Below are 26,945 nucleotides of genomic sequence, written 5' to 3' on the forward strand. Positions count from 1 at the left end.
AGCTATTCACTTCACTTTGAATCATACAAACACTTGATGAATTTTCCAAGTGCTTGATAACTTTAACCTCGTAAATTATTGACAAAATTTCTTACAATTTCCGTTGTAGTTCAGTAAATTTTGATTCGCAATGAAAATTTGAATAGCTTATTGTTCGCTCACTTCAAGTTTAGCAGCATTTTTTACATGAAGTAATCGTTAGTTTTTCTAATACTAAACTTAATTTAATAAATACAGTAATTACTTAACACTTTGTTAATAAAAAAATTACAGAAATACATATAGGTCATATTATGTTTAAAACTTTAGGTTTCACAATGAGTGAAGCCATCATCACCATTGCCATTATTTCTATAATCGCAGCAATTGGAATACCCTACTTTAACAATATGCTCATCTCAAATGAAGTAAATCAGATCAAGAAAATTCTCACAATTTACATACAAAAAGCTAAATCTGATGCTCAAATTCATCATAAAAATGTGACTTTGTGTGCAAGTACAGATCTCATAACATGCAGTAATGATTGGAGTCGAGGTTTTATTGGATTTTTTGATGAGAACCGAAATCGGACACGAGAACATTCAGAAAAAATTTTATATGCCAACACAATACCATCAAAATATGGAACATTAGACTGGAGAGGAACACTAAGGGTTAACTCAGTCACCTTTCAAGGAGATACGGGGTTACCAAGAGGTTCAAATGGTAGCTTTTTCTATTGCATGAATAACTCAAATAATCATTTAAAAGTTATTTTAAGCAATATGGGACAGATCCGCAGTGAAATGGTAACGACCTGCTAAAAACTCTACAGTCCAACCAGAAAAAAACCAAAACTCGTATTTTTGACTATACTGCATAGGTTTTGAACATTCTCTACAAATTATAAATCTGGAGACACATAATGACTGATATCGTAATTGTTAATGGTGCTCGTACTGCAATGGGCGGCTTCCAAGGCGCTTTATCAAGTGCAACAGCACCTGAACTTGGGGCGATCACAATTAAAGAAGCAATTGCACGTGCTGGCCTACAACCAACTGACGTTGAAGAAGTGATCATGGGTTGTGTGTTACCAGCAGGTTTAAAGCAAGGTCCAGCACGTCAAGCAATGCGTAAAGCTGGCTTACCAGATTCAACAGGTGCTGTAACAATTAACAAGCTTTGTGGTTCAGGTATGAAAGCTGTTATGCAAGCGTCAGACATGATCAAAGCAGGTAGTGCTGAAATTGTTGTTGCAGGCGGCATGGAATCAATGACTAATGCTCCTTACGTTTTGCCTAAAGCGCGTGCGGGCTATCGCATGGGTCATGGTGAAATTAAAGATCATATGTTCTTTGATGGTCTTGAAGATGCAGAGACAGGTCGTTTGATGGGTTCATTTGCACAAGATATGGCAAATAAACGTAGCTATACACGTGAGCAAATGGATGATTTTGCTATTCGCTCTTTGCAACGTGCTCAAAAAGCAATTACTGAAGGCTACTTTAAAGATGAAATCGTTCCAGTCACTCTTTCGACACGCAAAGGTGATGTTGTTGTTGATCAAGACGAACAACCTTTGAATGCAAAAATTGATAAAATTCCAAGTTTGAAACCTGCATTTGCAAAAGACGGTACAATTACCGCTGCAAATGCAAGCTCCATTTCTGATGGTGCTTCTGCACTTGTACTTACTTCAGCAGATGTTGCTTCTGCACGTGGCTTACAACCTTTAGCAAAAATCATCGCTACGGCTTCTAACTCTCAACACCCTTCTGAATTCACAATTGCTCCTGTTGGTGCGATTGAGAAAGTATTGAAGAAAGCAGGTTGGGATGCGCAAGAAGTTGATCTTTGGGAAATCAATGAAGCTTTTGCTATGGTTACAATGTGCCCAATTGATGACTTTAAACTAGATGCTGAAAAAGTGAATATCAATGGTGGAGCATGCGCATTAGGTCATCCTGTCGGATCAACGGGTTCACGCATTATTTTGACACTGATCCACGCACTTAAACGTACAGCTGGTAAGAAAGGTGTTGCTGCGCTTTGTATCGGTGGTGGTGAAGCGACAGCTGTTGCAATCGAATTGATCTAAAGATTTATTGTCTTATAAAAAATCCTGCCTTGTGCAGGATTTTTTATGCTTGATAATTACAAAAAATAATTCACCTATTGTTCAAATAGCGCTACGTTATGCACTGTATAAAAAAACAACAAGGAGCTTTAAAATGCAACTTAATCACTATCTAAACTTTAAAGGTCAAACAGAACAAGCTTTTATATTTTATCAATCCGTTTTTGGTGGTGAATTTGCGATGCTCACTCGTTACGCAGATATGCCGCCAACAGAAGGTGTCACTTTATCAGAAGCCGATAAAAGTTTAATTTTACATGTATCTTTACCCATTAATGAATATACCGTACTAATGGGCTCTGACGTAACTGATCAATTCTGCGCTCCAAATAGCAGCTTTATTCAAGGAAATAATCACTATATTTCAATTAATATTGAAGATGATGAAATGGAAGCACGCCGCCTATTCAATCAATTATCTGTGGGCGGACATATTGAAATGCAATTAGAAAAAACATTTTGGGGGGCGCTATACGGTGCATTTACAGATCAATTTGGCATCAAATGGATGGTGAATTGTCAATTAGATGAATAAGGCTAAAAGATTATAGCTAAATGCTCATACGAACTAATAGATAGAAGAAATTCTCATATTAAGTTGAATTTTTATGATTAGTTATTCTAAATGGTTTGATTTATTTACGACTAGGAAAAATATAGCTCCATAAAAAGCTGAACCTAAGTTCAGCTTTTTTATTACAAAAAAATTTCTAAGCGCCTGTTTGGTAGCTTGCTTGCGGTACAGCGGTAGAAGCTTGATAAGGATTGGTAAAGTCCTGAAGCCCAGCAGCAGCCTCTTGAATATCCTTGCCCTCTTTCACCACAAAAGTATCAAAGCCAGAACGTTTTAAATAATTTAGAACATCCTTAAAGATATCACCGACAGCACGTAACTCACCTTGATAGCCTTGGCGACGTAACAATGCTGCAAATGAATATCCTCGACCATCATTAAAACCAGCAAATTCGATAAAAATTGCATCAAATGCATCTAATGGAAACTGATGAGTCTCAGGAGAATCATTGACTGTAATATAGAGCGCTTTTTTACCTTGCACATTTGGTAATTGATCAAGCTGTGCTGTTGTTAAAACCACATCACCCGCTGGAACAACACCATCTTCAGCAATCACTTGATAGGTATTATCTGCAATTGTGCCATCTTTAAAAAGCACTTGTAGCGTTGTATTAAGCATAAGCACGCTCCTTAAATGGCTGAATGCCGACACGGCGATAGGTATCAATAAAACGCTCACCTTCATTACGCAAATCAAGGTAAGTATTTAAAATTTCTTCGATCACATCTGGCACAGCATCAGCAGCAAAAGATGGGCCTAAAATATCACCTAAAGACGCATCATGATCCGCATGTCCACCTAGGGTAATTTGATAGAATTCTGCACCTTTTTTATCAACGCCAAGAATACCAATATTCCCAACATGATGATGACCACAAGCATTCATACAGCCTGAAATATTCAGGTCGAGCTCGCCAAGATTATAAATCGTGTCTAAATCATCAAAACGACGGCTAATCGCTTCTGAAATTGGAATTGATTTCGCATTTGCCAATGAACAGAAATCACCGCCTGGACAGCAAATAATATCGGTAATAAAACCAATATGCGCACGCGCCATATTGTGATGTTCAAGAGTTTGCCACAATTCAAATAAATCTTTTTGTGGAACATCCACTAATGAAATATTTTGTTCATGCGTAGTACGGAACTCACCAAAGGTGTATTTATCTGCTAAGTCAGCAATTAAATTCATTTCCTCAGTAGTCATATCTCCTGGCGCAACACCTGCACGTTTCAAAGAAATCGTCACAATACGATAACCTTTAACTTTATGTGCATTGGTATTCACATTAAACCATTGTTTGAATTTAGGATGTTCAGCAAACAAAGTCGTGAAATTTTGATCTTCTAAATCTTGATAATCAAATGGCGTAAATTCTTCATCTAATTTTTTCAAGATTTCTGGTTGAATTTTCAATGCTTCACGTGTGTGTTCAAATTCAGCTTCAACTTTTTGCGCAAATACTTCAGGCGTAAGTGCTTTGACTAAAATCTTGATACGCGCTTTGTATTTATTGTCACGGCGACCATGTAAATTATAGACACGTAAAGTTGCTTCTAAATAAGCAATCAAATCTTCGCGTGGTAAAAATTCACGGATCACACTACCAATGATTGGAGTACGGCCTAGACCACCACCAGCCATGATTTTATAACCGATTTCACCTGCATCATTACGCACGATATAAACACCAATATCATGGAATGCTGTCGCGGCACGATCTTTTTCTTCTAAAGCAGAAACCGCGATTTTGAACTTACGTGGTAAGAAGGCAAATTCAGGGTGGAATGTACTCCACTGACGAATCAGCTCACATGTTGGACGTGGATCAGCAATTTCACCTGCAACTACACCTGCAAACTGGTCAGTGGTTGTATTACGGATACAGTTACCAGAAGTCTGTACAGCGTGCATCTGAACCGTTGCCAATTCAGCAAGAATATCAGGTACATTTTCTAATGCAGGCCAGTTCAACTGAATATTTTGGCGTGTTGAAACGTGCGCATAACCGCGATCATATTCAGTCGCAATCTCAGCAATTTTTCTGAGTTGTTTTGTATTCATTAAGCCATACGGCACAGCGATACGAAGCATCGGCGCGTAACGTTGCACGTATAAACCATTTTGCAAACGTAATGGACGATATTCGTCTTCGGTCAATTTTCCTGCTAAATAGCGTTCTGTTTGATCGCGAAACTGAGCAACACGTTGGTTGATCAGCTGCTGATCGAAGTCAGTATATAAATACATGGCGTATGGCTAGTAAATTCATTATAAAGAGGGCTAGCATAGCGAGCTTTTATTCATCAATAAAATGCTTTTTTTGCATATTTAATAACGGTTTTATTGATAAGCTTATTAAAGGCTATAAAAAGAAAAAGCCCAGATAAATCTGGACTTTTAATCTCCCCTAACCTCTCTTTATAAAAGAGGGGGAACTCCTCCCTTTATGAAAGGGAGGTTGGGAAGGATTTAAGGTAAAGCATAAGCGACGAGATAGTCACCCATCTTAGTACCGAATGAGCCATGCCCACCTGCCATGATCACGACATATTGTTTACCATTGGCTTCATAAGTCATTGGTGTTGCTTGTCCACCTGCAGGTAAACGTGCTTCCCATAACTTATCGCCATTTGAAACATTAAATGCACGAATGTAGTTATCTTGGGTTGCACCCACGAACATCACATTACCCGCAGTTGAAATCGATCCACCAAGACCTGGTACACCAATTTTTACAGGTGGCAATTGGAACAATTGCGGTAAGCTGTCACGAATCGTACCAATACGTTTTTTCCAGACCACTTCATGCGTTTTTAAGTCCACACCAGCAACAAAGCCCCATCCAGGTTGTTTACACGGCAAACCAAATGGAGAAAGGAATGGACTAATATCAACACCATAAGGTGTACCATACATCGGTTGCATACCCTGTTCTGTACCTGCACCACGCGCAACTGGCTCACGGTTTGGATCAGCAGGAATCAAACGACTCACGAACGGTAAGCCAATCGGATTCATAACTGCGACCTGACGATCAGCATTCACAGACATACCGCCCCACTCGAACACACCTAAGTTCCCTGGGAACACGAGGGTGCCATTTTCAGAAGGTGGTGTATAAATGCCATCGTAATTCAAACGTTTAAACTTCACCCGACACATTAACTGGTCAAACATTGTGGCACCCCACATGTCTTTATCTGTCAATTTATCTTTAGGCGCTAAGTTAAAATCAGAGAATGGTTGAGTTTTTGAATAGAACTCACCTTTAGTCTGCGGTCCCCATTTTACAGTTTGTGGAACTGGCTGCTCAGTAATCGGAACAATTGGCTGGCCATTACGACGGTCTAATACAAAAGCATTCCCTGTTTTAGTCAAAACATAAATCGCTGGAACAGTTTGACCTGATTTATCTTGGACATCTGCTAATGAAGGTTGTGATGGTACATCCATATCCCACAAATCATGATGTGTGGTTTGGAAATGCCAAACAAGCTTACCAGTCGTTGCATTGATCGCTAGCATTGAGTTCGCATAACGTTCTTTTAACTCAGTACGATCTCCACCCCAAATATCTGGTGTACCGACACCTGTCGGAACATAAACGATATCTAGCTTTGAATCATAGGCAAGTGGTGCCCATGCATTTGGTGAGTTATGTACAAAAGTCGTGTCTTGACCCGGCATTGCATTAGGATCAGCTGCACCCGTATCGAATACCCATAGCAATTTACCAGTATTCACGTCATAACCACGAATCACGCCCGATGGCTCTTTATTCGAATGGTTATCAGTAACCGAACCTGCTATGACCACTGTAGTACCTGATACAACGCCCGGCGAAGTTGGGTTATAGCCACCTGGATAAGCGTATGGCATGAATTCTTGTAAATTCACTTCACCATTTTGCCCAAAGTCAGAACATGCTTTACCTGTATCAGCATTGACCGCAACTAAACGACCATCATTCACAGGAACGAATACTTTGCGTGGACATTCAGCAGAGCTAGACTTTTTCGCTTGTAAACTGGTAGCAAATTCAGCGGTATTCGCTGCATCGTAGTACATCACGCCGCGACAAGTTAAATGTTGGAAGGTTTTATCCGTTTTGAGTTTTGGATCAAAACGCCATTTTTCTTTACCTGTTGCAGGATCAAGTGCAATCAAATGTTGGTGTGGGGTACACATATACATATTGTTGCCGATTTTGATCGGTGTCACTTGATTGGTTGTTTCGCCTGAATCATTTTCAGTTCGGAAATCACCTGTACGGAATGTCCAAGCCACTTTCAAATCTTTGACGTTTTTGTCATTAATTTGAGTCAATGGAGAATAACGCTCTCCACCTTGGCTACGACCATAAGCAGGCCAATCTTCAGGCGCAACGCCATCGACTGCTTTTGCTTGTTCAGGTTGAGGCGTTTCGATTACACCGTTAATTTCTTGTGGATCATTAAAGATTGAATACACCATCACGACGATCGCAATTGCTAACGTAGATGATAGTGCAACTTTACTTGAACCTAGCTTATCAATACCACGCGTTACAGCAGGTACTAATAACCACAAGCCCAAAACACCTAAAACATCAAGGCGTGGAGCAAGTGCCCAGAAGTCCGTTCCAACTTCCCAAACACCCCAAATCACACTCCCTAACATTAACGCAGCATAGACCCATAATGGGCCAGATGCGCGCTTATAAAGTTGTACTGCTACAATCAGTAGCAACACACCAGCAATTACATAATAATAAGACCCGCCAATTGTCGCGAGCCAGACACCGCCAATGAGCAAGAACAATGCAATCAGGCCAATAATAATGACCGTCAATGTTCTAAGCCCAGATTTTGAAGCAGATTGATTCATAAGATCACCTTGCATCTTTTGATTTTAGATCCATTAAAAGGACAAAAACCTTTCAATGGTCGAATTCAATTCATCAAGGAAACTTTGCAGATGTAATCTTATGCATTGACTAAATGTGCAAAGTTTCTCAACTTTTAGTTAGAAAATAGTTTGAAACTTAATCCCACCAACCCACGTTTTATCGCCATTTTTCAATGCACCAACATGATGGACATATTGAATATTTGGACGAATCGTCAGCCAGTTGGTTGCATGGACGCCGTAATACAACTCACTGTTATATTCTTCATCCAAAAGATTGTTGTTTTTATCATTGGCATGAATACGAGCCACACCTAGAGCAAGTTCATCTTGCGGGCGTTGATCAAGTAAGCCTTTGTAGACCAAACCAACATTTTGCATGTCTTTAACAGCATTGGTTTTTGAATCATGTACTGTGACATTTATAAAACCAGTTAAACCACGATCAGATTGACCATTATGTTGAGTTAACTGTTGCTTGGCTGAGAACCAACCACCTTGTTTGTGTCCTGTTTTACTTGGATTTTCGATTTCAGTTGCATCAGCCGTACTGTAGTAATAGCCAAAACGATACTCACCTGGGAGAGAAAGTGCGCCTAGTTTTGGAGTCCATACAACTTCAGCAGGAATAATTGCCCCACGAGAACCATCAGTACTCAGGTTAAAACCTTTACCGCGCTGTAAATTTTCAGGATTGTATTCATAAGCCCCGATTTGTGCATAAAGATCAGGTTGGAGGTTGTACTTAACACGTAACGCCCACTGACTGACAGGCCAGTTATACCATTGATCACCAACCCAGTTCCCGACTTGAGAACCACATAAAGCTAAGTTTTGGAAATCACAGTCAAAACTATTAAAGTCTTCACCTTCACCAAAACGACCCACTTTAATATCTAAGGCTTGATCTAAAAATTTCTTTTTGATCCAGAGATCAGTAAGGCGCCAAGTTTGACCACGTCCCCAAACTTCTTGCACTGAACTCAGATGCCCTTGCAGACCATCTGCTGTTTGAGAAAGCGATTGACCATCACGATAGGTAATCGTGATCTGAGCTTCTGTATCTTGCCAACCTAAAATTTTGTTTAGATCAAGATGTGTGCCTAAAGCCAATTGTCCAGTATATTCACTGCCATGACTTGAATGCTGTTTAGAATCTAAAACCCCTGCAAACTCACCCGTGTAATCCGCAGAAAAGTTATAACCCTGTTCTTGCAACGCAGTGCGTTGACCGTTCCAATCCCCAAACAGCCATTGACCATTTGGGTCAAAAGCTTCGGCTGCTTGAGTTTGTTGTGCGAAAAGACTCAATGATAGAACGGATAAACAAGAAACAATCAATGATTTAGAGATTGTCATGTTTACGTAACCTTTTATGTTTTTGTATATAAAAGGTTACTCCGATTTTGAAATTACAATTTATTCAAAATGTTAATGATCTGTACAATATGTTAACAATCAGTGATTGAATGCACATATTTTCTACCATTTGCCCTCACCCAAGCCTTGCCCTATAAATGCATAGTTCATTTTCGAACGAGAAAACTTGATTGGACATGCAAGCTGCGGTTCAGTTTGCTCTGCATTTTCAGACAATGGAACATCGACCACCCAGCCACGTTGATCAGCAATTGGCGATACTAATGCCTCGTCAAGGCTGAGTACAGGCTCAACACAAATGTCGAGATTTTGGAATAGCTGTTGCCATGCTGCAAAATCTTGGGTCTTAAATTTCTCCTGCAATGCCTGCTTAACGGCTTGACGATCTTCAGGATCAAAGGATGCACCTTTTGCCAGCAGAATCGGTAAGTCTAATGCTGCTGCTAAACCCGCCATAAATTGCGGCTCTAAACTGCCTACTGAAAAATAGCGACCGTCTTTAGTTTCATAATAATCATAGAAACTCGCACCATTCAACATACCTTGTTCTGGTGCTTGAGGTGTCTGCCCAGCAAGACTTGCTGAAGCAGCCATGCTATTTAAGCTCGCCACACAATCTGTCATCGAAATATCAATGTATTGCCCCATACCACTACGTTGACGCTCTACAACTGCTGCCAAAATCCCAATCACGGCATGTAAAGAACCTCCTGCAACATCTGCAATTTGAATCCCTAATGGAGGTGGTCCACTATCCTGACGACCGCTATGCCCTGAGACACCAGCAAGCGCAAGATAATTAATGTCATGCCCTGCTCGATCTTTGTATGCCCCTGTTTGACCATAACCCGTAATCGAGCAATAAATTAATCTCGGATTAATCTCAGCTAAAGTTTCATAATCCAAACCTAAACGGCGCATCACATCTGGTCGGAATTGCTCAACCACAATATCAAATTCAGAGATTTTATTTTTAAGCAACTCAATATTGGCTGCATCTTTAAGATCTAATGCAATCGACTGTTTATTTCTGTTTAAATAACTATGTGCAGTGGCCTGACCATTCGCATAGGGTGGCATAATCCTTACTAAGTCAGGGCGAGTCGGTGACTCAATATGGATAACTTCTGCACCCATGTCTGCTAGATACATACTCGCAAATGGACCAGGTAATAAAGTTGAAAAATCTAGGACTTTCAATCCCTTTAAAGCAGATGGCATAATAATTTTTACTCAATTTGTTCAAATTTTCTTTTATACTAGGTTTGGATAAACACAAAAACAATGTCATGTTCAGCCATTTACCTTGATAGTTTCGGCAATTTAACATGTACAGAATGAGCAATTATTTTTCTTGTCAATTGCCCAATTTGATATTTTAGACGGTTATTTAGGTCAATTATCGTGAACAGTAAAGAAACTGAAGGATTCAATATGAGCCGTGATACGATCAGCATCCACTTCGTGAATGCGGCTTTAACGGGCGTTAAGCGCCTAGGCATGGACGTTGAAACATTACTTTCACATGTCGGTATAGAAGCAGAATTGCTGCGCCAACCTAAAGCTCGAATCTCCCCTGAGCAATACACTCGCTTTGTAAAAATGTTATGGATGGTCACTCAAGATGAGCACGTTGGCTTTGATGTCCAACCACGTCGTCTAGGTACATTCGCAATCATGTGTCAATTGATTATTCATTCTAAGACACTTGGACAAGCATTAGAGCTTTCATCTCAATTCTACAAATTGTTTGGAGACGAATGGTCTGTCAGTTTAGAACGTGATAAGCATGAAGCTCGTTTGGTTCCTCATATTCCAAAAGCACTCGATCCAGATCATTTCATTACTGAAAGTATGCTGATGATTTGGCATGGTCTTGCTTCATGGTTGATTGAGCGTCGATTACCTTTAGAACGCGTTCATTTTGGCTATGAACGCCCAAACCACGCCGATGAATATGATGCACTGTTCTTTGCGCCAGTAATGCAATTTGATGCGCCACGCACAGAAATTACCTTTGCTGCAGATTATCTCGACTTACCAATTCGACAAGATGAAAACACTTTAGAAGAGTTTCTCAAAGCTGCACCAGCGCAATTGTTAGTGAAATTCAAAAATACCAATTCATTAACATCGCGTATTCGTGATGTATTGAAAAGCCAAATTGGCGAAGAAATGCCAACACTTAATGATGTTGCATCCATGCTTTATCTTTCACCCCAGACTTTACGTCGTCGCTTAGCAGCAGAAGGTAAAAGCTATCAAGGTGTCAAAGATGCCTTGCGTCGTGACGCAGCAATTCACTTATTACTTACACCGAATCTTACGCTTGAAGATGTTGCTCAACAGGTTGGATTTAGTGAAACCAGTACTTTCCACCGTGCATTTAAAAAATGGACAGGTGTAACTCCTGGTTTGTATCGTCAGTTGCATGGACATCATAACTAATTCATAAGCTACTGATTGTAGATAGTCTGAAAGTTCAGGCTATCTATCATTGTTGATTAAGAAATTTCACAGCCTGCTTAGGTGAGGTCAGACGAATAAACCGAATATGATGATAGTTAGGGTTCTGCATCAAAGCTAAGTATTTTTTTCGGTTTTTCGGATAGGATTTGAATAGCCATACAAAAATAGATTCCTTAGACAACATCATTTTTAAACTTTCTCGATTATTTGAATCTTCCCATAACTTTTTTTGACTGATCACACGCCCTAAAGTGCGTTTAGTAAGACGATATAAATTGATGTGAAAGGAATAATCTAACCAGATGACGGTATCTACTTTCTCCATCATCATTGGAGTAGTACGAGTATAAAGTCCATCAATGACCCATCCTGTCGCAGCATTTTTCATGGCGATTTTCAGCTTCAAAAACAAGGCTTCATTTGTCGATTCTTGCCAATCATCTAGCCAAAGTAAATTATCAAGTTCAATGTATTGTAATTGTTGTTTTTGAGCCAACTGACGAGCAAATGTAGATTTACCTGAACCTGTTGTACCAATAATATTAATAAACTTCATTTGTTAATAGCACAATAAAAAAGGGATGTGAGTTTAAACAACATACATCAGCTTGTGAACCAGCCGATGTATGTTGTAAATCAATTACTTTTCTCTCGCTGCTTGAATGAGTTTTTCTGCATTATCCCCTGTGACCTGCCAAGTAAGGCAACGCACGCTGCCACCCATTGGACAAACACTTTCAGCATTTATAGGAATGACTTTCTTGCTGGTATTTTGCTTGATAATCGTGAGTGCTTTTTGGTCATGCGGCATATTAAAAGTTGGTACATAAATATTGTTATGTGTGACCGTGGCATTTAAATTCACACCACAGGCCGATTCAAAACCTTCCCACTGACCTTTGGGATTGGTCTTATATTCAACAGGCACTTCCACAATTTTTGCAGTTGGAAAAGAAGTTTTTAATTCCTTCATTACTGAAGTTCTAAATGATGGTGTTTTCGAATAGTCATTCACAAGCAATGTATTTTTATCTACCCAACTGACCATGCCATCTGAATGTGCCAGCACTTCTTCATCAGGCTCTAGAATAGCAACTTCTGTTGCACCTAATGCGGCTTTTAACTCTTGTTTGGCTTCATTGTAGCTAAGTTCATTATCTTCCATAAAACGAGTGGTGGTAATGACACGACCCGCATAATCATCAACAAGGTTACCCCCATCCATCATCAAATTAGTTTTGGCTCTTTGAATTTGATAACGATCAGCAAACTGACTAAAACTTTTTTGCACATCTTTACTTTGCTTTTTGGTCATGGATGCCCAAGTATAGGTAAATTGCACAGGCTGCATTGGATTCACCGTGGTGAAGTCACGCATCCAAATATCACGGACATCATCTACCAGTAAGATATCTTCGGGAACTTTTCCCGTGAAATAAGGCTTGGTATCCTCATCCACCAAAATCACAACATTATCATTACCCAAAATTGATTTTGCATAATTAATCTGGAAATCCACAATCCGCTGAAAGGCTGATTTGTAATAAGGATCATACACAGAAGGCGACGATAATACCAATAGCATTTTGTCATCAGCGACCTGATTAGAATACGTTTGGCTCACCTTATTTTTATCCTCGATTGCTTTTTTATTTTCAATATTACTTACAGATGAATCACATCCAGAAAGTGACAAAATCAATGCCATGACAGCATAGTGATGCTTTGGTTTTATCATGTGCTTTCGCCCATCTTTTCTATCCATTATTTCCAAACACTAGTCTAATCGAAGATGTCCAAAGACTTGCAGAAAAATACCAATGTTAACAATTGACTTGATCAGTTGCTGAACCCATCAAATTGGCGAAAAACATCAAACTTGCCAATGTTTATCATCATTGCACTAGCACTTAAATTGAGTACACTCGATAAACAACAATTTTAAGGTGATACAAGGAAAACCTATGAGCGAGGCCTACATTATTGATGCCATTCGCACGCCACGCGGAAAAGGAAAAAAAGACGGCTCACTTCATGAAGTAAAACCAATTACTTTACTGACTTCATTACTGAATGAATTACAACAACGTCATCAACTCGACACGTCGAGAGTAGATGACATCGTATTAGGCTGTGTAACACCTGTCGCAGACCAAGGTGGTGATATTGCAAAAACCGCTGCAATTGCCGCGGGTTGGAATGATGATGTTGCAGGGGTACAAATCAATCGATTCTGCGCATCTGGCTTAGAAGCGGTAAACTTGGCAGCACAGAAAGTACGTTCAGGTTGGGAAGACGTTGTCGTTGCTGGTGGCGTAGAGTCAATGTCACGTATTCCAATGGGTTCAGATGGCGGTCCTTGGGCACTTGATCCTGAAACCAATTTAAAATCTTCATTTGTTCCACAAGGCGTTGGCGCAGATCTTATTGCAACGTTGGATGGTTATAGTCGTGCAGATGTCGATGCATTTGCTGTCGGCTCACAACAAAAAGCCGCTGCTGCTCAAGCAAATGGTTATTTCGATAAATCAGTTGTGCCTGTAAAAGATCACTCAGGTGTCATGATTTTAGAAAAAGATGAATTTATTAAAGGCAATACCACTGTTGAAGGCTTAGCAAAGTTAAATGCGAGCTTTGAAATGATGGGACAAATGGGCTTTGATGCAGTTGCATTACAAAAGTACCCTGAAGCTCAAAAAATCAATCATGTGCATCACGCGGGTAACTCGTCAGGTATCGTGGATGGCGCTGCGGTTGTACTACTTGCTTCTGAAAAAGCGGTCAAAGAACAAGGTCTAAAACCACGCGCCAAAGTACTCGCTACAGCATTAGTCGGTACAGATCCAACCATTATGTTAACAGGTCCTGCCCCTGCTGCTCGCAAGGCGTTGGCAAAAGCTGGCTTAACAATTGATGATATCGATCTTTTTGAAGTGAATGAAGCATTTGCTGCTGTAGTCATGCGTTTCATCAATGAACTTAAAGTACCTGCCGAAAAAGTCAATGTGAATGGTGGCGCGATTGCAATGGGTCATCCATTGGGTGCAACTGGTGCCATGATTTTAGGAACTTTACTTGATGAGTTAGAACGTCAAGGTAAAAAACGTGGTCTAGCAACATTATGTGTCGGTGGTGGTATGGGTATCGCTACCATTATCGAGTTGGTGTAAGGAGAACAACATGAGCGCTATTAAATACGAAAAAAACGCTGACAATATTGTAATTCTTACCCTTGATTCATCTGGTCAATCTGCAAATACTATGAATGCAGAGTTCCGCGATTCACTCGATGAAGTCAGTCAAAAATTAAAGGCTGAAACTGAACTGAAAGGCATTATTTTCCGTTCTGCCAAGAAAACCTTTTTTGCAGGCGGTGACTTGGATGAACTGATTCAAGTACAACCTGAACATGCGACTGAGTTCTTCAAAATGATTGAAAAACTCAAAGGTGACTTACGTACGATTGAGACTTTAGGTGTGCCTGTTGTTGCAGCTTTAAACGGTACTGCTCTTGGCGGTGGCTGGGAAATCGCTTTAGGCTGTCATTATCGTATTGCCATCAATGATCCGAAAACCAAATTTGGTTTACCTGAAGTAACTTTAGGCTTGCTTCCAGGCGGTGGTGGTATCGTGCGTATGGTACGTTTGCTTGGTCTACAAAATGCATTTCCCTTCTTGATGGAAGGAAAGCAGTTTGGAGTGGATAAAGCAAAATCGCTTGGTTTAGTACATGACACGGCTGAAAATGAACAAGAGCTTTTAGATAAAGCGATTGCTTGGGTTAAAGCCAATCCGAAATCACAACAACCATTTGATGTGAAAGGCTACAAGATCCCTGGTGGCGATCCTAAAACGCCTGCGGTAGCTCAAGTATTAGCAATTGCACCAGCGATGCTACGTGACAAAACCAAAGGTTGCTATCCTGCTCCTGAAGCGATCATGGCTGCCGCGGTTGAAGGTGCGCAAGTCGATGTGGATACAGCTTTACGTATCGAGTCACGTTACTTCACTCAACTGACTGTTGGTCAAGTGTCTAAAAACATGATCGGTACATTCTGGCATGGTCTAAATGCAATTAAATCAGGTGCAAGTCGCCCTGCTGATGTTGCAAAATGGCAAGCAACAAAAGTCGGTGTATTGGGTGCTGGGATGATGGGTGCAGGTATTGCCTACTCAACCGCAATCAAAGGCATTCCTGTAGTACTCAAAGATGTGTCTGTAGAAAATGCAGAGAAAGGTAAAGCTTACTCGCAAAAGCTCCTTGATAAACGCGTTTCGCAAGGTCGAATGTCAGCTGAAAAACGCGATCAAGTCTTAGCACTAATTACTGCAACCGCAGATGCGGCTGACCTACAGGGCTGTGACTTAATCATCGAAGCAGTATTTGAGAATCAAGAACTCAAAGCCAAGGTGACTCAAGAAGCTGAACAGTATTTAGCTAAGGGTGGAATCTTTGCATCGAACACCTCAACTCTGCCAATTACGGGTTTAGCAACGGCAAGTAAAGATGCACAGAATTTTATTGGCCTGCATTTCTTTAGCCCAGTCGACAAAATGCAATTGGTCGAAATCATCAAAGGTAAAGAGACTTCTGCCGAAACATTGGCTAAAGCCTATGACTTTGTACAGCAAATTGCTAAAACGCCAATCGTAGTCAATGACAGCCGTGGCTTCTTCACCAGTCGCGTATTCGGAACCTTTATTCAAGAAGGTATGCGTCTTCTTGCTGAGGGCGTGCATCCAGCGAAAATCGAAATGGCTGCACTCAAAGCAGGTATGCCTGTAGGTCCATTGGCAATTCAAGATGAAGTCTCTTTAACGTTGACCGAGCACGTTGCAGGAGAAACACGAAAAGCACTTCAAGCAGAAGGTAAAGATTTACCAAAAACACCTGTGGATGAAGTGGTTCACACCATGATTCATGAGCTGAATCGTAAAGGTAAAGCCGCAGGTGCTGGTTTCTATGATTATCCTGAAAATGGTAAAAAACATTTATGGGATGGTCTAAGCCGTTGGACAAAAGCCAATGATATTTCTGAACAAGATATGATTGACCGTTTCTTGTTTGTACAAGCACTCGATACTTTACGCTGCTATGAAGAAGGTGTTTTAGAGTCAGTGATTGATGCCAATGTTGGTTCTATTTTTGGGATCGGTTTTGCACCGTGGACAGGTGGAGCAATTCAGTTCCTCAATCAAAATGGTATTGAGCAATCACTTCAACGCTCAGAAGAGCTTGCTGCTAAATTTGGTGAACGTTTCAATCCACCAAATTTATTAAAAGAGAAAGCACAGCAAAAAACTGTGATTCAATAATCTTGATTCACTAAAGCCCGTTAAGGCCCGTATGGAACTCCTTGTCTGTACGGGCTTTTTATTCTCTCGACAAAATCACAGCAAAACATCTGAGTAATACATTACAATTTATGCTATAACTTTACCCAATTAAGCTTTATTTTTTCGCATCTTTTGGGAATTTCTTATGTCTGAAAAACTCTGTCCTGAAACATCTCCTTGGGGCTGGAAAGCACTCATCATCACTTGTATTTTAAGCTTTTTATTTATGGTGATTTTCTATTTGGCGATCAACAATGAGCCAGATTATATGCCAATGAACCAAAAGAAAGCCGTAACTCCAGCTGAAATGTCACAATCCTCTATGCCAATGGAAATGGACAGCACTGAAGGCCATCAACATAATCACTAAAGTGTTACTGTCGAACATGATAAATCTGTGTTAAACAGGGATTTATCATGTTATTCGAGATTTTCAATGCTTCAACAAAATCGTCAGGCACTGGTCGTTGAAGGTGGTGGAATGCGTGGTGCATTTACCAGCGGTGTCTTAGATGCATTTTTGCAGCAACAGTTTAACCCCTTCGATCTATGTGTCGGAGTTTCTTCTGGTTCAACCAATCTCGCCAATTACTTAGCTGCACAACAAGGTCGCACGCTACAAATCTATTTAGATCACTCGCTTCGTTCCGAATTTATCCAATACGGTCGCTTTTTTAAAGGTGGTGACTTACTGGATTTAAAATGGATGTGGGATGTCGTTGAAAAAGAACATCCGCTAAATCAAAGTCATTTATTTGCCAATCATCCTGAATTCTATATGGTGCTTACTCATGCTATTTCAGGCGAAGCCACCTATATCAAAGCGTCAAAAGACAATATCTTAGAAGGTTTAAGAGCATCAAGCTCAATACCTGTATTGACTCGTCAAGCTGTTGAAGTCTTTGGTGAACCTTATTTTGATGGTGGTGTAGCAGATGCCCTTCCCATCCACTGGGCTGCTCAACAAAACAATGTTTCAAAGCTTATGGTGTTGCGTACACGACCAAAAAGCTACTTCAAAGCAAGCAGCAAAGGTGATCAATTCCTAGCAAAATATATGTTTAAACAGCAAGGAGGATTTGCTCAGAGCCTATTAGCACGGACTCAACGTTATAATGACTCGGTAGAATTTGTACGTTCGTCATCACAACAAAAAATCTTAGAAGTATGTCCTCCTGATCTCAAAAATATGGCGGGCCGTCTCTCTAAGAACAAAGCCAAAATCCGTTATAGCTATGATGTTGGAATAGAAACAGGGCTTAAAGCAATTGAGCAGTGGAAGCAGCTTTAATCAAATAATCAAGCCGTCAATCTCAGCAATGTTGACGGCTTCTCGTTCAAATTCCGTAAACATTCATAACCAATCACTTCAATATTTTCAAATCAATCACTTCAACTCAATCAAAAATATAAATCATGAAAATGCACTCAAACACAGGATAAAACCATATAATATTTATGGTTTTCTGAGCATTGCTCAGTTCTTTATTTTTGTTATTACAATGCAAAATTTAATTTTTTTATTTTTGGATATTTTTTATGAGTGATCGCTCAAATTCTCACAAAGATTCTAACGAAACTGTTTTAGGCTGGAAATTTGTCATCATCGTTGGTGTACTCAGCACCATTTTTTTAAGCTTTTTCTATTTAGCAATGACGCAAGAACCTGACTATATGCCGGGCGCGCAACGTAAAGCACAACAAGAAAAAGAACTGGCTCAACATGCATCTGCTGCATCAGAAGTTGTTGAGCAAAATCAGCAAAAATAAGTTGATCGAATGATTCACTTATAAACTGTGAAGACCAATCGGCATCACCATTTCAATATGAGGGATGCCGCACTCATCATATTCATCGCCTTGTATGCTAAAGCCAAGCTTTTCATAAAATGAAATTGCATGAACTTGTGACGATAGCTGTAAGCTTGGTCGTTTTTGAGCCTGAGCGTAAGCAATTATCTCCAACATAATCAATCGACCTATGCCCTGACCACGGTAAGCTTTGAGCACAGCAACACGTCCTACACTATTGTTTGCTAATAACCGAGCCGTCGCAATCGGTTGGTTGTGATCATAAACGATAAAGTGCTGAGAAATTGCATCTTGATCATCCCACTCATCTTGCTCAGGAATGTTTTGTTCAGAAATAAAGACCAATTTTCGAATGAGTTTTGCATCCTGCTGTAATTGATCCCACGAACCCTGTTTAACGCTGAACATATTTCTCTCTTAGCATTTACAGCCGATATTCTCGATTGGCATTTGATCTTGCAACAATAGTTCTAAGCTTTGCTTTTGAATGCCATACATTTCCTTTAACGCTTGAATCTGCTGCATAATTTTTGTATCAGGCTGCTGAATATCTTTACGCTTGGTTGCTAAAATCATTTTATTCTTACTGGTGTGTTCTAAAGAAACGAACTCAAAAACTTTGGTTTCATAGCCATAAGCTTTTAACAATAACGCTCTCAACGTATCCGTCAGCATCTCAGCTTGTTGCCCCGCATGGATTCCGAATTGCAACATCGGTTGTAATACTTCTGGACTTTTCAACTGCGGGCGTAATTCTTTATGACAACATGGCGCACACATAATCATTGAAGCATTTAAACGAATACCTGTATGAATCGCAAAATCAGTTGCAATGTCACAGGCATGTAGTGCAATCATTACATCTAATTTTGCTGGTTGATAACTACGCACATCACCTTCAAAAAAATCAAGATGATTAAATCCAACCTCATCTGCGACCTGCTGACAGAACTCAACTAAGTTAGAACGTAATTCAACACCTGTAATCAGCGGCGTTTTATTTTGAGCCTGTAAATAATCATATAAAGCAAAAGTTAAATAACCTTTACCTGAACCAAAATCTACAATGTTCAACGCTTGTTGGGATGCATCGATTTGTTCATAGGCATTTGAAAAGATTTCAATAAACTTATTAATCTGTTTCCATTTACGTGCCATGCTTGGAATTACTTGTCCCTTTTCATCAGTAATACCAAGATGCTTTAAAAATGGACTCTGCTGTTGTACATATCGATGTTTTTCACGATTATGCTGTTGCTCGATTTTAGTTGCTTCTGCTTGTTTTTTTTGTCGACTTAACATCGCTTTCTTTTTATTTTTCTTAAGTTGAACATCTTCATGCAACGTAAAAAGATTGACTTGTTTGGATTGCGATAAAAGTTCAGCAATTTTTTCTAAACCTTCATCAATAGAATAGTTTTTGGTCATGTCTTGTGTCGGATAATGATATAGACAAGATAAAGTAGCTTGACCTTGTAACTCAATTTGACGGAATGTCATTTTCTCTAATTGTGCCAACTCACCTTTATACTGACTCAAGATCAGACGATCAAAGCTTTGATTTTCAATCGATTGCTGGATATCCAAGAAAAACTGCTGTTCTTGTTCAAATGAAAAATTCGGCGCAAACATAATGAAAACCTGACAAATAGAAACTAAATTTTAAAGCGTCTTACTTTAAAAGGGAAATTGCATTACGATACAGTTGTATTTTTATGCAGCCTAATTGCTAGATGAACACAAAAACATTGTTGGACTATGACCCGAAAGAAGAACTACTTAATGCATATAGTCACGGTATAGGTGCTGCACTCGCACTCATTGCATCTGTATGCTTGATTATTAAGGGACATACATTGCCACTCGGACAATGGATTAGTCTATGGGTCTACGGCTTCAGCCTTGTCTTATTACTGTTTAGTTCAATGATCTATCATTTTGCGCAAGATGAACGTAAACGTTATTGGTATAAAAAACTGGATCATACTGCGATTTATTATTTAATTGCAGGAACCTATACCCCCTTCCTCAGTATCGCAATCCCAACAGCCAAAGCGCATTACTTACTGATTGCACTTTGGGTTATTGCTTTGATTGGCACACTGTTTAAATTAGTTTTTATTCATCGTTTCCAAAAGGTCTCTTTAGCAGCTTATCTTGTCATGGGCTGGTTAGCTGTTTTGGTGATGGATGATATGCAAAAGTATCTCTCACAGGGTGCAATTCAATTACTCATCGCTGGCGGTGTTGCCTATACGGTCGGTACGTTGTTTTATGCTTTAAAAAAGGTAAGATATACCCACGCAATTTGGCATGTTTTTGTGCTAATAGGGGCAGGTTTACACTTTCTAGCAATCTATTGTTATGTACTTTAAGCTTGGTCACTCAACAACTTAAATCTTAACTTTCAGTTTTCTGAGTAAATCCCGCATTCAAAAAGGAATTTCAAGACAGTTTCATTTCTGCTTCTTGAACACAAAAAATGAAGGTCTTGTATGTCGTCAAGTTCTACGACTGTCACCACAGAAGTGGCAACCAATTCAAAAGTAAGGGTATTATTCGCCAGTCTGGTCGGCACAACGATTGAGTTTTTTGACTTTTACATCTACGCCACCGCAGCAGTCCTGATCTTCCCTCATCTATTTTTCCCTGAAAGCAGTGGCAGTGCAGCTATTTTGCAATCATTAGCGACATTTGCGATCGCATTTATTGCACGCCCGATCGGTGCTGCCATTTTTGGACATTTAGGGGATCGAATTGGACGTAAGGCAACACTTGTAGCTGCTCTGTTGACCATGGGTATTTCAACCGTATGTATTGGTCTCCTCCCAACTTATGCTCAAATTGGAATCGTTGCACCTTTATTATTGGCCTTGTGTCGTTTAGGTCAAGGGCTTGGTTTAGGTGGTGAATGGAGTGGTGCCGTCCTACTTGCAACTGAAAATGCCCCTGAAGGTAAACGTGCTTGGTATGGAATGTTCCCTCAACTGGGTGCACCAATTGGCTTTATCTTGGCAACAGGTTCCTTCCTATTACTTACTGCATTTATGTCTGAGCAAGCATTTATGACTTGGGGATGGCGTATCCCATTTGTCGCAAGTTCAATTTTAGTGTTAGTGGGACTCTATATTCGTTTAAAACTGCATGAAACACCTGCATTCCAAAAAGTTCTGAACAAACAGAAAGAGGTCAATGTTCCTTTCAAAGAGGTGATGACCAAACATTTCCCAATGTTAGTGCTTGGCACAATTGCTGCAATCTGTACCTTCGTGGTGTTCTATCTCACTACCGTTTTCGCCTTAACATGGGGAACAACACAGTTGGGATATACGCGCAGTGAATTCTTAGAATTACAACTGGTTGCTACCTTATGTTTTGCAGGATTTATTCCTTTGTCTGCAATTTTTGCTGAGAAGTTTGGTCGTAAAAATACATCGATTGCCGTATGTGTATTATCTGCTTTATTTGGTTTGTGCTTTGCCCCTTTACTTGGCTCAGGTAACCCAATTCTCGTATTCTTGTTCTTGTGTATGGGACTTTCGATTATGGGATTGACCTATGGTCCAATTGGCACGGTACTGTCTGAAATTTTTCCAATCTCAGTACGCTATACAGGTTCAGCATTGACCTTTAACTTAGCAGGTATTTTTGGTGCTTCATTTGCACCCTATATTGCGACAAAACTTGCTGAAAACTATGGCTTAGGTGCTGTTGGTTTATATCTCAGTGTTGCGTCAATCTTATCTTTAATTGCATTTTTACTGATTCGTGAAACCAAAAACGATGATGTAAATAATCAAATTTAGTGTTTTATATTAGGCTGAGCATTGCCGTGATGCTCAGTCTGTCCAAGCACGATTTATAAGTTAATTACATCCATTCTGCCTTTGTTCTCGTCATTCATCTTCTATCGAACAACCACTCATCAGACAGCACAGTTCATCGCATTATATTGATCAACGCCACACATTCTCGGCAATATTTTTTATGCTAGAATAGCCGCCTCCTATTTTTTAGACGATTGTACTTATGTACGCAGTGATTATCGTTGCCGTATTTTTAGTCAGTTTTTTATACACTTTTTACCGTGGTAAGGAACGATTAAAAGCATCTCGACAATTATTCGACCATTCTACATTCTTAGCACCAGTCAACATGTTTATGACTGGTTTTTCTAAATTACCTAATCAGCCATTCTTTGATGTTGCTCAATTTCCAGAGTTAAAACCATTACAAGATAATTGGCAGGTGATTCGAGAAGAAGCTATTCAGCTACAAAGTCAAATTAAAGCAGCTGAAAAAAATAATGATGCAGGTTTTAATACCTTTTTTAAACGTGGTTGGAAGCGTTTCTATTTGAAATGGTATCAAGGCAGCCATCCATCTGCACAACAACTTTGCCCTAAAACAGTTGCCTTGCTTGAAAGTATTCCTTCTGTGAAAGCTGCCATGTTTACAGAACTGCCTTCTGGTAGTTATTTAGGTAAACATCGTGACCCTTATGCTGGCTCAGTACGCTATCACTTAGGTCTCGTAACACCAAATAGTGATGATTGCTTTATTGAAGTCGATCAAGAGCGTTATAGCTGGAGAGATGGTGAGGCAACGGTTTTTGATGAAACCTTTGTGCATTGGGCTGAAAACAAAACTGATGAAACCCGTATCATCTTATTCTGTGATATTGAACGCCCAATGAAATGGGGCTGGGCACAAAAGTTCAACCATTGGTTTGGTCGTAATGTCATGTCAGCAGCAAGTTCGCCTAATGATGATCAAGATAAAACAGGTTTTATCAACCGTATTTTTAAATATGGATATGCAGTTCATCACTATGGACGTGGTCTAAAAGCTCGTAACCGTCCACTTTACTATGCTTCGAAGTGGTTATTGTTTACCATTATTATTGGCTTAATCCTGCTACCAAGTATTTTATAATCCTGATTCATCAATAAAAAAGAGATGCGAAAGCATCTCTTTTTTATTGCCTACTCGATATTATTGAGCAGCTTGCTGTGTCTGAGCACTTGCAGTTTGAGCTGCTGCAGCATCAGCAGCTTGTACAGCCGCTTCACCAATTAAAGCAATCTTGGCTTTTTCTTGGCTTTTTGCAGATAGTGCCGGATTAGACGCAACAATACGATTGATGTTTGCAGAGTTTGCAGGCGCAATTGCCGCAGTTTGCAATACAATTGGACGATTACCCGTATCACCGAGCGTATAGCGAATTCCTGTACGAGGACTGACAACTGTCGTCACTTCACGTTTCACTTGCGCTTCGGCTGTAGTTGAACCTTTTGCAGCTATCACTTTATCAACAGTCGTCGTTTGCGGCGCTTCATTTGCAAATGCTAAACCAGTTACTGCTGTACTCGCTAAAACTAAAAGTTGTAATGCTTTTTTCATTGTCTTCCCGCTTTTAATGCGAATTCAATCAAGATCTTTAAGTTCATTTATGAAACTACAAAGCCAGTTTTGACTCAAGTTACTTCTCGTAAAAAAAGCAGAGACCTATGCTCTGCTTTTTATATCATCTGATCTAAATCGTTTAGATTTTACCGTGACATTGCTTATATTTAAGACCAGACCCACAAGGACATGGCGCATTACGGCTTTCTGGTACAGGGAATGCTTGGTTCAAATCACCTTCAGTTTCCTCTGAAACCGTCAATTCACCAGTTAGACCATCAACCTCATCATGCTCAAATGAAAGACGCATAGATTCAGCTTGACGTTGCTGTTGAGCCTCTAACTCAGCCAACTCCTCAGCTGTCGGTACATGTACACGAGAAAGATCAGTCACCACATCTGACTTAATGATACCAAGCATGTTCACAAATAAGTTAAATGCTTCTTTTTTGTATTCTTGCTCAGGATTTTTCTGTGCATAGCCACGTAAGTGAATACCTTGGCGTAGGTAATCCATCGCCGCTAAATGATCTTTCCAGTGACGATCTAGCGAATTCAACATGAAGTGACGTTCAAGCATTGAAGCTGATTCAGCACCCATTTGTTCACGACGTTGACGATAACGTGCCACAACCTCATCAGAGATACGTGCCACCAGACCTTCTTCATCTAAACGGCGATCTTGCTCTAACCACTGTTGAATAGGAAGATCAACCCCTAAATCCGCGCGTAATGCATTTTCTAAACCTTCAATATCCCACTGATCATGAATTGACTCAGGTGGAATAAAGTTCGCAATAACACCCTTCATCACCTCATGATGCATTTCTTCGATGTAGTCTTGCAACGTACTTTCAGCGAGGATTTCATCACGTTGAGAGTAAATAATCTTACGCTGTTCGTTATTCACGTCATCGTACTTCAATAAGTTCTTACGAATATCAAAGTTACGCGCTTCTACTTTACGTTGTGCATTCTCAATTGAACGGCTCACCATTTTGTGTTCAATGGCTTCGTTCTCTTGTAAACCCATCGCACGCATCATCGCAACAACACGATCACCTGCGAAGATACGCATCAAATCATCTTCAAGAGATAGATAGAAACGTGACACACCTGGATCACCTTGACGGCCCGCACGACCACGCAGCTGGTTATCGATACGACGTGATTCGTGACGTTCAGAACCGATAATATGTAAACCACCTGAACTTAAAACATCTTCGTGATCTTTTTCCCACTGTGCTTGTAAACGAGCTTCATCTTCAGCAGTATGATTCTCAATTTTTGCAAGTTTGGCTTTCCAGTTACCACCAAGCAAAATATCCGTACCACGACCAGCCATGTTAGTTGCAATCGTTACCGCATTTGGGCTACCTGCTTGTGCAATAATATCTGCTTCACGTTCATGCTGTTTCGCGTTCAAAACTTCGTGATGAATACCAGCTTGCAATAGTTTTGCAGATAAAATCTCACTCGCCTCAATCGTTGCTGTACCAATCAAAATTGGTGCAACACCTTGAGTACGGATATTGGTAATTTCTTCGATGATAGCGTTGTATTTACCATTACGATTTAGATAGATTAAGTCGTTGTGATCTTGACGAACCATTGGACGGTGCGTTGGGATAATCACAACATCTAAGCCATAAATTTCTTTCATTTCTGCTGCTTCAGTATCAGCAGTACCTGTCATACCTGAAAGCTTTTTATAAAGACGGAAATAATTCTGGAACGTGGTTGTTGCTAGAGTCTGGTTTTCAGGCTGAATTTCCATGTTCTCTTTAGCTTCAACCGCTTGGTGCAAACCTTCCGACCAACGACGACCAGGCATGGTACGACCCGTGCTCTCATCCACAATAATGACTTCTTCTTTTTGAGTCTGTGGATTCACACCAATGATGTAGTGCACGTTCTTTTGATAGAGATAATGCGCACGAATCGCAGCAGTGACATGGTGAACCAAATTTAAATTGGTTGCTGAATAGAGGCTTTCACCTTCAGCTAACAAGCCCATACGAATCAATTCTTGTTCAACAGTCTCATAACCCACTTCAGTCATTTCAACTGAACGCTGTTTCTCGTCCACCCAGAAATGGCCGCCATCAGCCACTTTCTCTTCTTTTTGTGGATGTAGTTTTGGTGGAATACTGTTGATTAACTGATAGAGCTGAGATGAATCTTCGCTTTGACCAGAAATGATCAATGGTGTACGCGCTTCATCAATTAAGATCGAATCGACCTCATCAATAATCGCATAGCTTAAACCACGTTGTTTTTTCTCTTGTAGAGAAAACACCATATTGTCTCGAAGATAATCGAAACCAAACTCGTTGTTCGTACCGTAAGTAATATCAGAAAGATAAGCTTGAGCTTTCTCATCAGGCATTTGCATCGAATAAATCACACCGATGCTCAAACCTAAAAATTCGAATAATGGACGGTTCAACTCAGCGTCACGCTGTGCTAAGTAATCATTCACGGTAATCACGTGAACACCTTGACCACTTAATGCATTGAGATAACATGCCAATGTACCCATGAGAGTTTTACCCTCACCTGTACGCATCTCGGCAATTTTACCTTCATGAAGTGTAATACCACCGATTAGCTGAACGTCATAATGACGCATACCCATCACACGTTTTGCAGCTTCACGACAAACAGCAAACGCTTCTGGCAATAATTTATCTAAGCTTTCACCGTTGTTAAATCGTTGTTTGAATTCTGGAGTTTTTGCAGAAAGGTCTGCATCGTTTAGTGCAGATATCGTCGGTTCAAGCGCATTGATTTGCTCAACAATTTTACGCATGCGTTTGAGTTCACGCTCATTTTTAGTACCGAAGATACCTCCGATCAGACTTGCCAACATGAATAAACTCTCTAATCCTGTTTGTTTAAATAGGTAATTTTTTCTTAGCTTTCGAGCTTAAAGCTTTCATCAAAG

At 40.0% G+C, this 26,945-nt stretch carries 23 protein-coding genes; 12 read left to right on the forward strand and 11 right to left on the reverse strand.

Going from position 1 to position 26,945, the window contains the following annotated elements; genetic code table 11:
• The first annotated feature begins 293 nt into the window (after nt 1-293).
• From ACF8D3_RS12375 to ACF8D3_RS12385, 3 genes are all read left to right on the forward strand, one after another.
• Nucleotides 294-806, forward strand: coding sequence for a GspH/FimT family protein (locus tag ACF8D3_RS12375; RefSeq protein WP_392471690.1), 513 nt, complete (start codon nt 294-296; stop codon nt 804-806).
• A 101-nt stretch (nt 807-907) separates the two neighbouring features.
• Complete coding sequence (locus tag ACF8D3_RS12380; RefSeq protein ID WP_392471691.1) at nt 908-2,083, forward strand: thiolase family protein; 1,176 nt, start codon at nt 908-910, stop codon at nt 2,081-2,083.
• A gap of 133 nt (nt 2,084-2,216) precedes the next feature.
• The gene (locus ACF8D3_RS12385; RefSeq protein WP_004877203.1) at nt 2,217-2,657 is read left to right on the forward strand and encodes a VOC family protein; all 441 of its coding nucleotides are present in this window, start codon (nt 2,217-2,219) and stop codon (nt 2,655-2,657) included.
• Between the two features lie 175 nt (nt 2,658-2,832).
• On the opposite strand, the gene ACF8D3_RS12390 is transcribed toward ACF8D3_RS12385, so the two are convergent.
• The 5 genes from ACF8D3_RS12390 to ACF8D3_RS12410 all read right to left on the reverse strand — a co-directional run bounded on the left by ACF8D3_RS12390 (nt 2,833) and on the right by ACF8D3_RS12410 (nt 10,195).
• Nucleotides 2,833-3,318: a DUF934 domain-containing protein gene (locus ACF8D3_RS12390; protein ID WP_007482573.1), complete on the reverse strand. Its 486-nt coding sequence runs from the start codon at nt 3,316-3,318 to the stop codon at nt 2,833-2,835.
• Entirely contained in the window at nt 3,311-4,954 is a 1,644-nt protein-coding gene (locus ACF8D3_RS12395) for a nitrite/sulfite reductase (RefSeq protein ID WP_392471692.1), read from the reverse strand. Before ACF8D3_RS12395 ends, ACF8D3_RS12390 begins: the two co-directional genes overlap by 8 nt.
• Before the next feature lie 222 nt (nt 4,955-5,176).
• Nucleotides 5,177-7,573, reverse strand: a complete 2,397-nt coding sequence (locus ACF8D3_RS12400) for a glucose/quinate/shikimate family membrane-bound PQQ-dependent dehydrogenase (RefSeq protein WP_392471693.1) — start codon at nt 7,571-7,573, stop codon at nt 5,177-5,179.
• A 138-nt stretch (nt 7,574-7,711) separates the two neighbouring features.
• Nucleotides 7,712-8,932 carry a carbohydrate porin gene (locus tag ACF8D3_RS12405; RefSeq protein ID WP_392471776.1) on the reverse strand — a complete coding sequence of 407 codons (1,221 nt, stop codon included), beginning with the start codon at nt 8,930-8,932 and terminating at the stop codon, nt 7,712-7,714.
• Nucleotides 8,933-9,076: 144 nt separating this feature from the next.
• A complete protein-coding gene (locus tag ACF8D3_RS12410; RefSeq protein WP_007482567.1) occupies nt 9,077-10,195 on the reverse strand; it encodes a CaiB/BaiF CoA-transferase family protein in 1,119 nt (372 codons plus the stop codon).
• Nucleotides 10,196-10,408: 213 nt separating this feature from the next.
• On the opposite strand from ACF8D3_RS12410, the gene ACF8D3_RS12415 reads away from it, so the two are divergent.
• Complete coding sequence (locus ACF8D3_RS12415; protein ID WP_004877216.1) at nt 10,409-11,422, forward strand: AraC family transcriptional regulator; 1,014 nt, start codon at nt 10,409-10,411, stop codon at nt 11,420-11,422.
• Nucleotides 11,423-11,468: 46 nt separating this feature from the next.
• On the opposite strand, the gene ACF8D3_RS12420 is transcribed toward ACF8D3_RS12415, so the two are convergent.
• Together ACF8D3_RS12420 and ACF8D3_RS12425 are read right to left on the reverse strand one after the other, a co-directional pair.
• Nucleotides 11,469-11,999 carry an AAA family ATPase gene (locus tag ACF8D3_RS12420; protein ID WP_392471694.1) on the reverse strand — a complete coding sequence of 177 codons (531 nt, stop codon included), beginning with the start codon at nt 11,997-11,999 and terminating at the stop codon, nt 11,469-11,471.
• An 84-nt stretch (nt 12,000-12,083) separates the two neighbouring features.
• On the reverse strand, nt 12,084-13,181 hold the full coding sequence (locus ACF8D3_RS12425; RefSeq protein WP_392471695.1) for an agmatine deiminase family protein: 1,098 nt from the start codon (nt 13,179-13,181) through the stop codon (nt 12,084-12,086).
• A gap of 226 nt (nt 13,182-13,407) precedes the next feature.
• Here ACF8D3_RS12425 and ACF8D3_RS12430 point away from each other — a divergent pair, with 226 nt between their 5' ends.
• The 5 genes from ACF8D3_RS12430 (at nt 13,408) to ACF8D3_RS12450 (ending at nt 18,550) form a co-directional block, all read left to right on the forward strand.
• On the forward strand, nt 13,408-14,613 hold the full coding sequence (locus ACF8D3_RS12430; RefSeq protein WP_392471696.1) for an acetyl-CoA C-acetyltransferase: 1,206 nt from the start codon (nt 13,408-13,410) through the stop codon (nt 14,611-14,613).
• Between the two features lie 10 nt (nt 14,614-14,623).
• Nucleotides 14,624-16,759 carry a 3-hydroxyacyl-CoA dehydrogenase NAD-binding domain-containing protein gene (locus ACF8D3_RS12435; RefSeq protein ID WP_392471697.1) on the forward strand — a complete coding sequence of 712 codons (2,136 nt, stop codon included), beginning with the start codon at nt 14,624-14,626 and terminating at the stop codon, nt 16,757-16,759.
• Nucleotides 16,760-16,925: 166 nt separating this feature from the next.
• Nucleotides 16,926-17,150, forward strand: a complete 225-nt coding sequence (locus ACF8D3_RS12440) for a hypothetical protein (RefSeq protein ID WP_061392545.1) — start codon at nt 16,926-16,928, stop codon at nt 17,148-17,150.
• Between the two features lie 66 nt (nt 17,151-17,216).
• Complete coding sequence (locus ACF8D3_RS12445) at nt 17,217-18,071, forward strand: patatin family protein (protein ID WP_392471698.1); 855 nt, start codon at nt 17,217-17,219, stop codon at nt 18,069-18,071.
• A gap of 248 nt (nt 18,072-18,319) precedes the next feature.
• Nucleotides 18,320-18,550 (forward strand): hypothetical protein, encoded by a 231-nt coding sequence (locus ACF8D3_RS12450; RefSeq protein ID WP_004877228.1) that lies wholly within the window; start codon nt 18,320-18,322, stop codon nt 18,548-18,550.
• An 18-nt stretch (nt 18,551-18,568) separates the two neighbouring features.
• Here ACF8D3_RS12450 and ACF8D3_RS12455 read toward each other — a convergent pair whose 3' ends face one another.
• The gene (locus ACF8D3_RS12455) at nt 18,569-19,000 is read right to left on the reverse strand and encodes a GNAT family N-acetyltransferase (RefSeq protein ID WP_392471699.1); all 432 of its coding nucleotides are present in this window, start codon (nt 18,998-19,000) and stop codon (nt 18,569-18,571) included.
• Nucleotides 19,001-19,009: 9 nt separating this feature from the next.
• Nucleotides 19,010-20,224, reverse strand: coding sequence for an SAM-dependent methyltransferase (locus ACF8D3_RS12460; RefSeq protein WP_007482552.1), 1,215 nt, complete (start codon nt 20,222-20,224; stop codon nt 19,010-19,012).
• A 101-nt stretch (nt 20,225-20,325) separates the two neighbouring features.
• Here ACF8D3_RS12460 and ACF8D3_RS12465 point away from each other — a divergent pair, with 101 nt between their 5' ends.
• The 3 genes from ACF8D3_RS12465 (at nt 20,326) to lpxO (ending at nt 23,527) form a co-directional block, all read left to right on the forward strand.
• Nucleotides 20,326-20,967 carry a hemolysin III family protein gene (locus ACF8D3_RS12465; RefSeq protein WP_004877233.1) on the forward strand — a complete coding sequence of 214 codons (642 nt, stop codon included), beginning with the start codon at nt 20,326-20,328 and terminating at the stop codon, nt 20,965-20,967.
• A gap of 120 nt (nt 20,968-21,087) precedes the next feature.
• Nucleotides 21,088-22,398 carry an MFS transporter gene (locus ACF8D3_RS12470; RefSeq protein ID WP_392471700.1) on the forward strand — a complete coding sequence of 437 codons (1,311 nt, stop codon included), beginning with the start codon at nt 21,088-21,090 and terminating at the stop codon, nt 22,396-22,398.
• Between the two features lie 223 nt (nt 22,399-22,621).
• On the forward strand, nt 22,622-23,527 hold the full coding sequence (gene lpxO, locus ACF8D3_RS12475) for a lipid A hydroxylase LpxO (protein ID WP_392471701.1): 906 nt from the start codon (nt 22,622-22,624) through the stop codon (nt 23,525-23,527).
• Nucleotides 23,528-23,587: 60 nt separating this feature from the next.
• Here the strand turns inward: lpxO and ACF8D3_RS12480 are convergent, their stop codons facing one another.
• Nucleotides 23,588-23,995, reverse strand: coding sequence for a hypothetical protein (locus ACF8D3_RS12480; RefSeq protein WP_392471702.1), 408 nt, complete (start codon nt 23,993-23,995; stop codon nt 23,588-23,590).
• 142 nt (nt 23,996-24,137) lie between these two features.
• Entirely contained in the window at nt 24,138-26,870 is a 2,733-nt protein-coding gene (gene secA / locus ACF8D3_RS12485; RefSeq protein ID WP_392471703.1) for a preprotein translocase subunit SecA, read from the reverse strand.
• Nucleotides 26,871-26,945: the final 75 nt, after the last annotated feature.

This window comes from Acinetobacter sp. YQ_14 (genome assembly GCF_043102985.1).
Classification (GTDB): domain Bacteria; phylum Pseudomonadota; class Gammaproteobacteria; order Pseudomonadales; family Moraxellaceae; genus Acinetobacter; species Acinetobacter venetianus.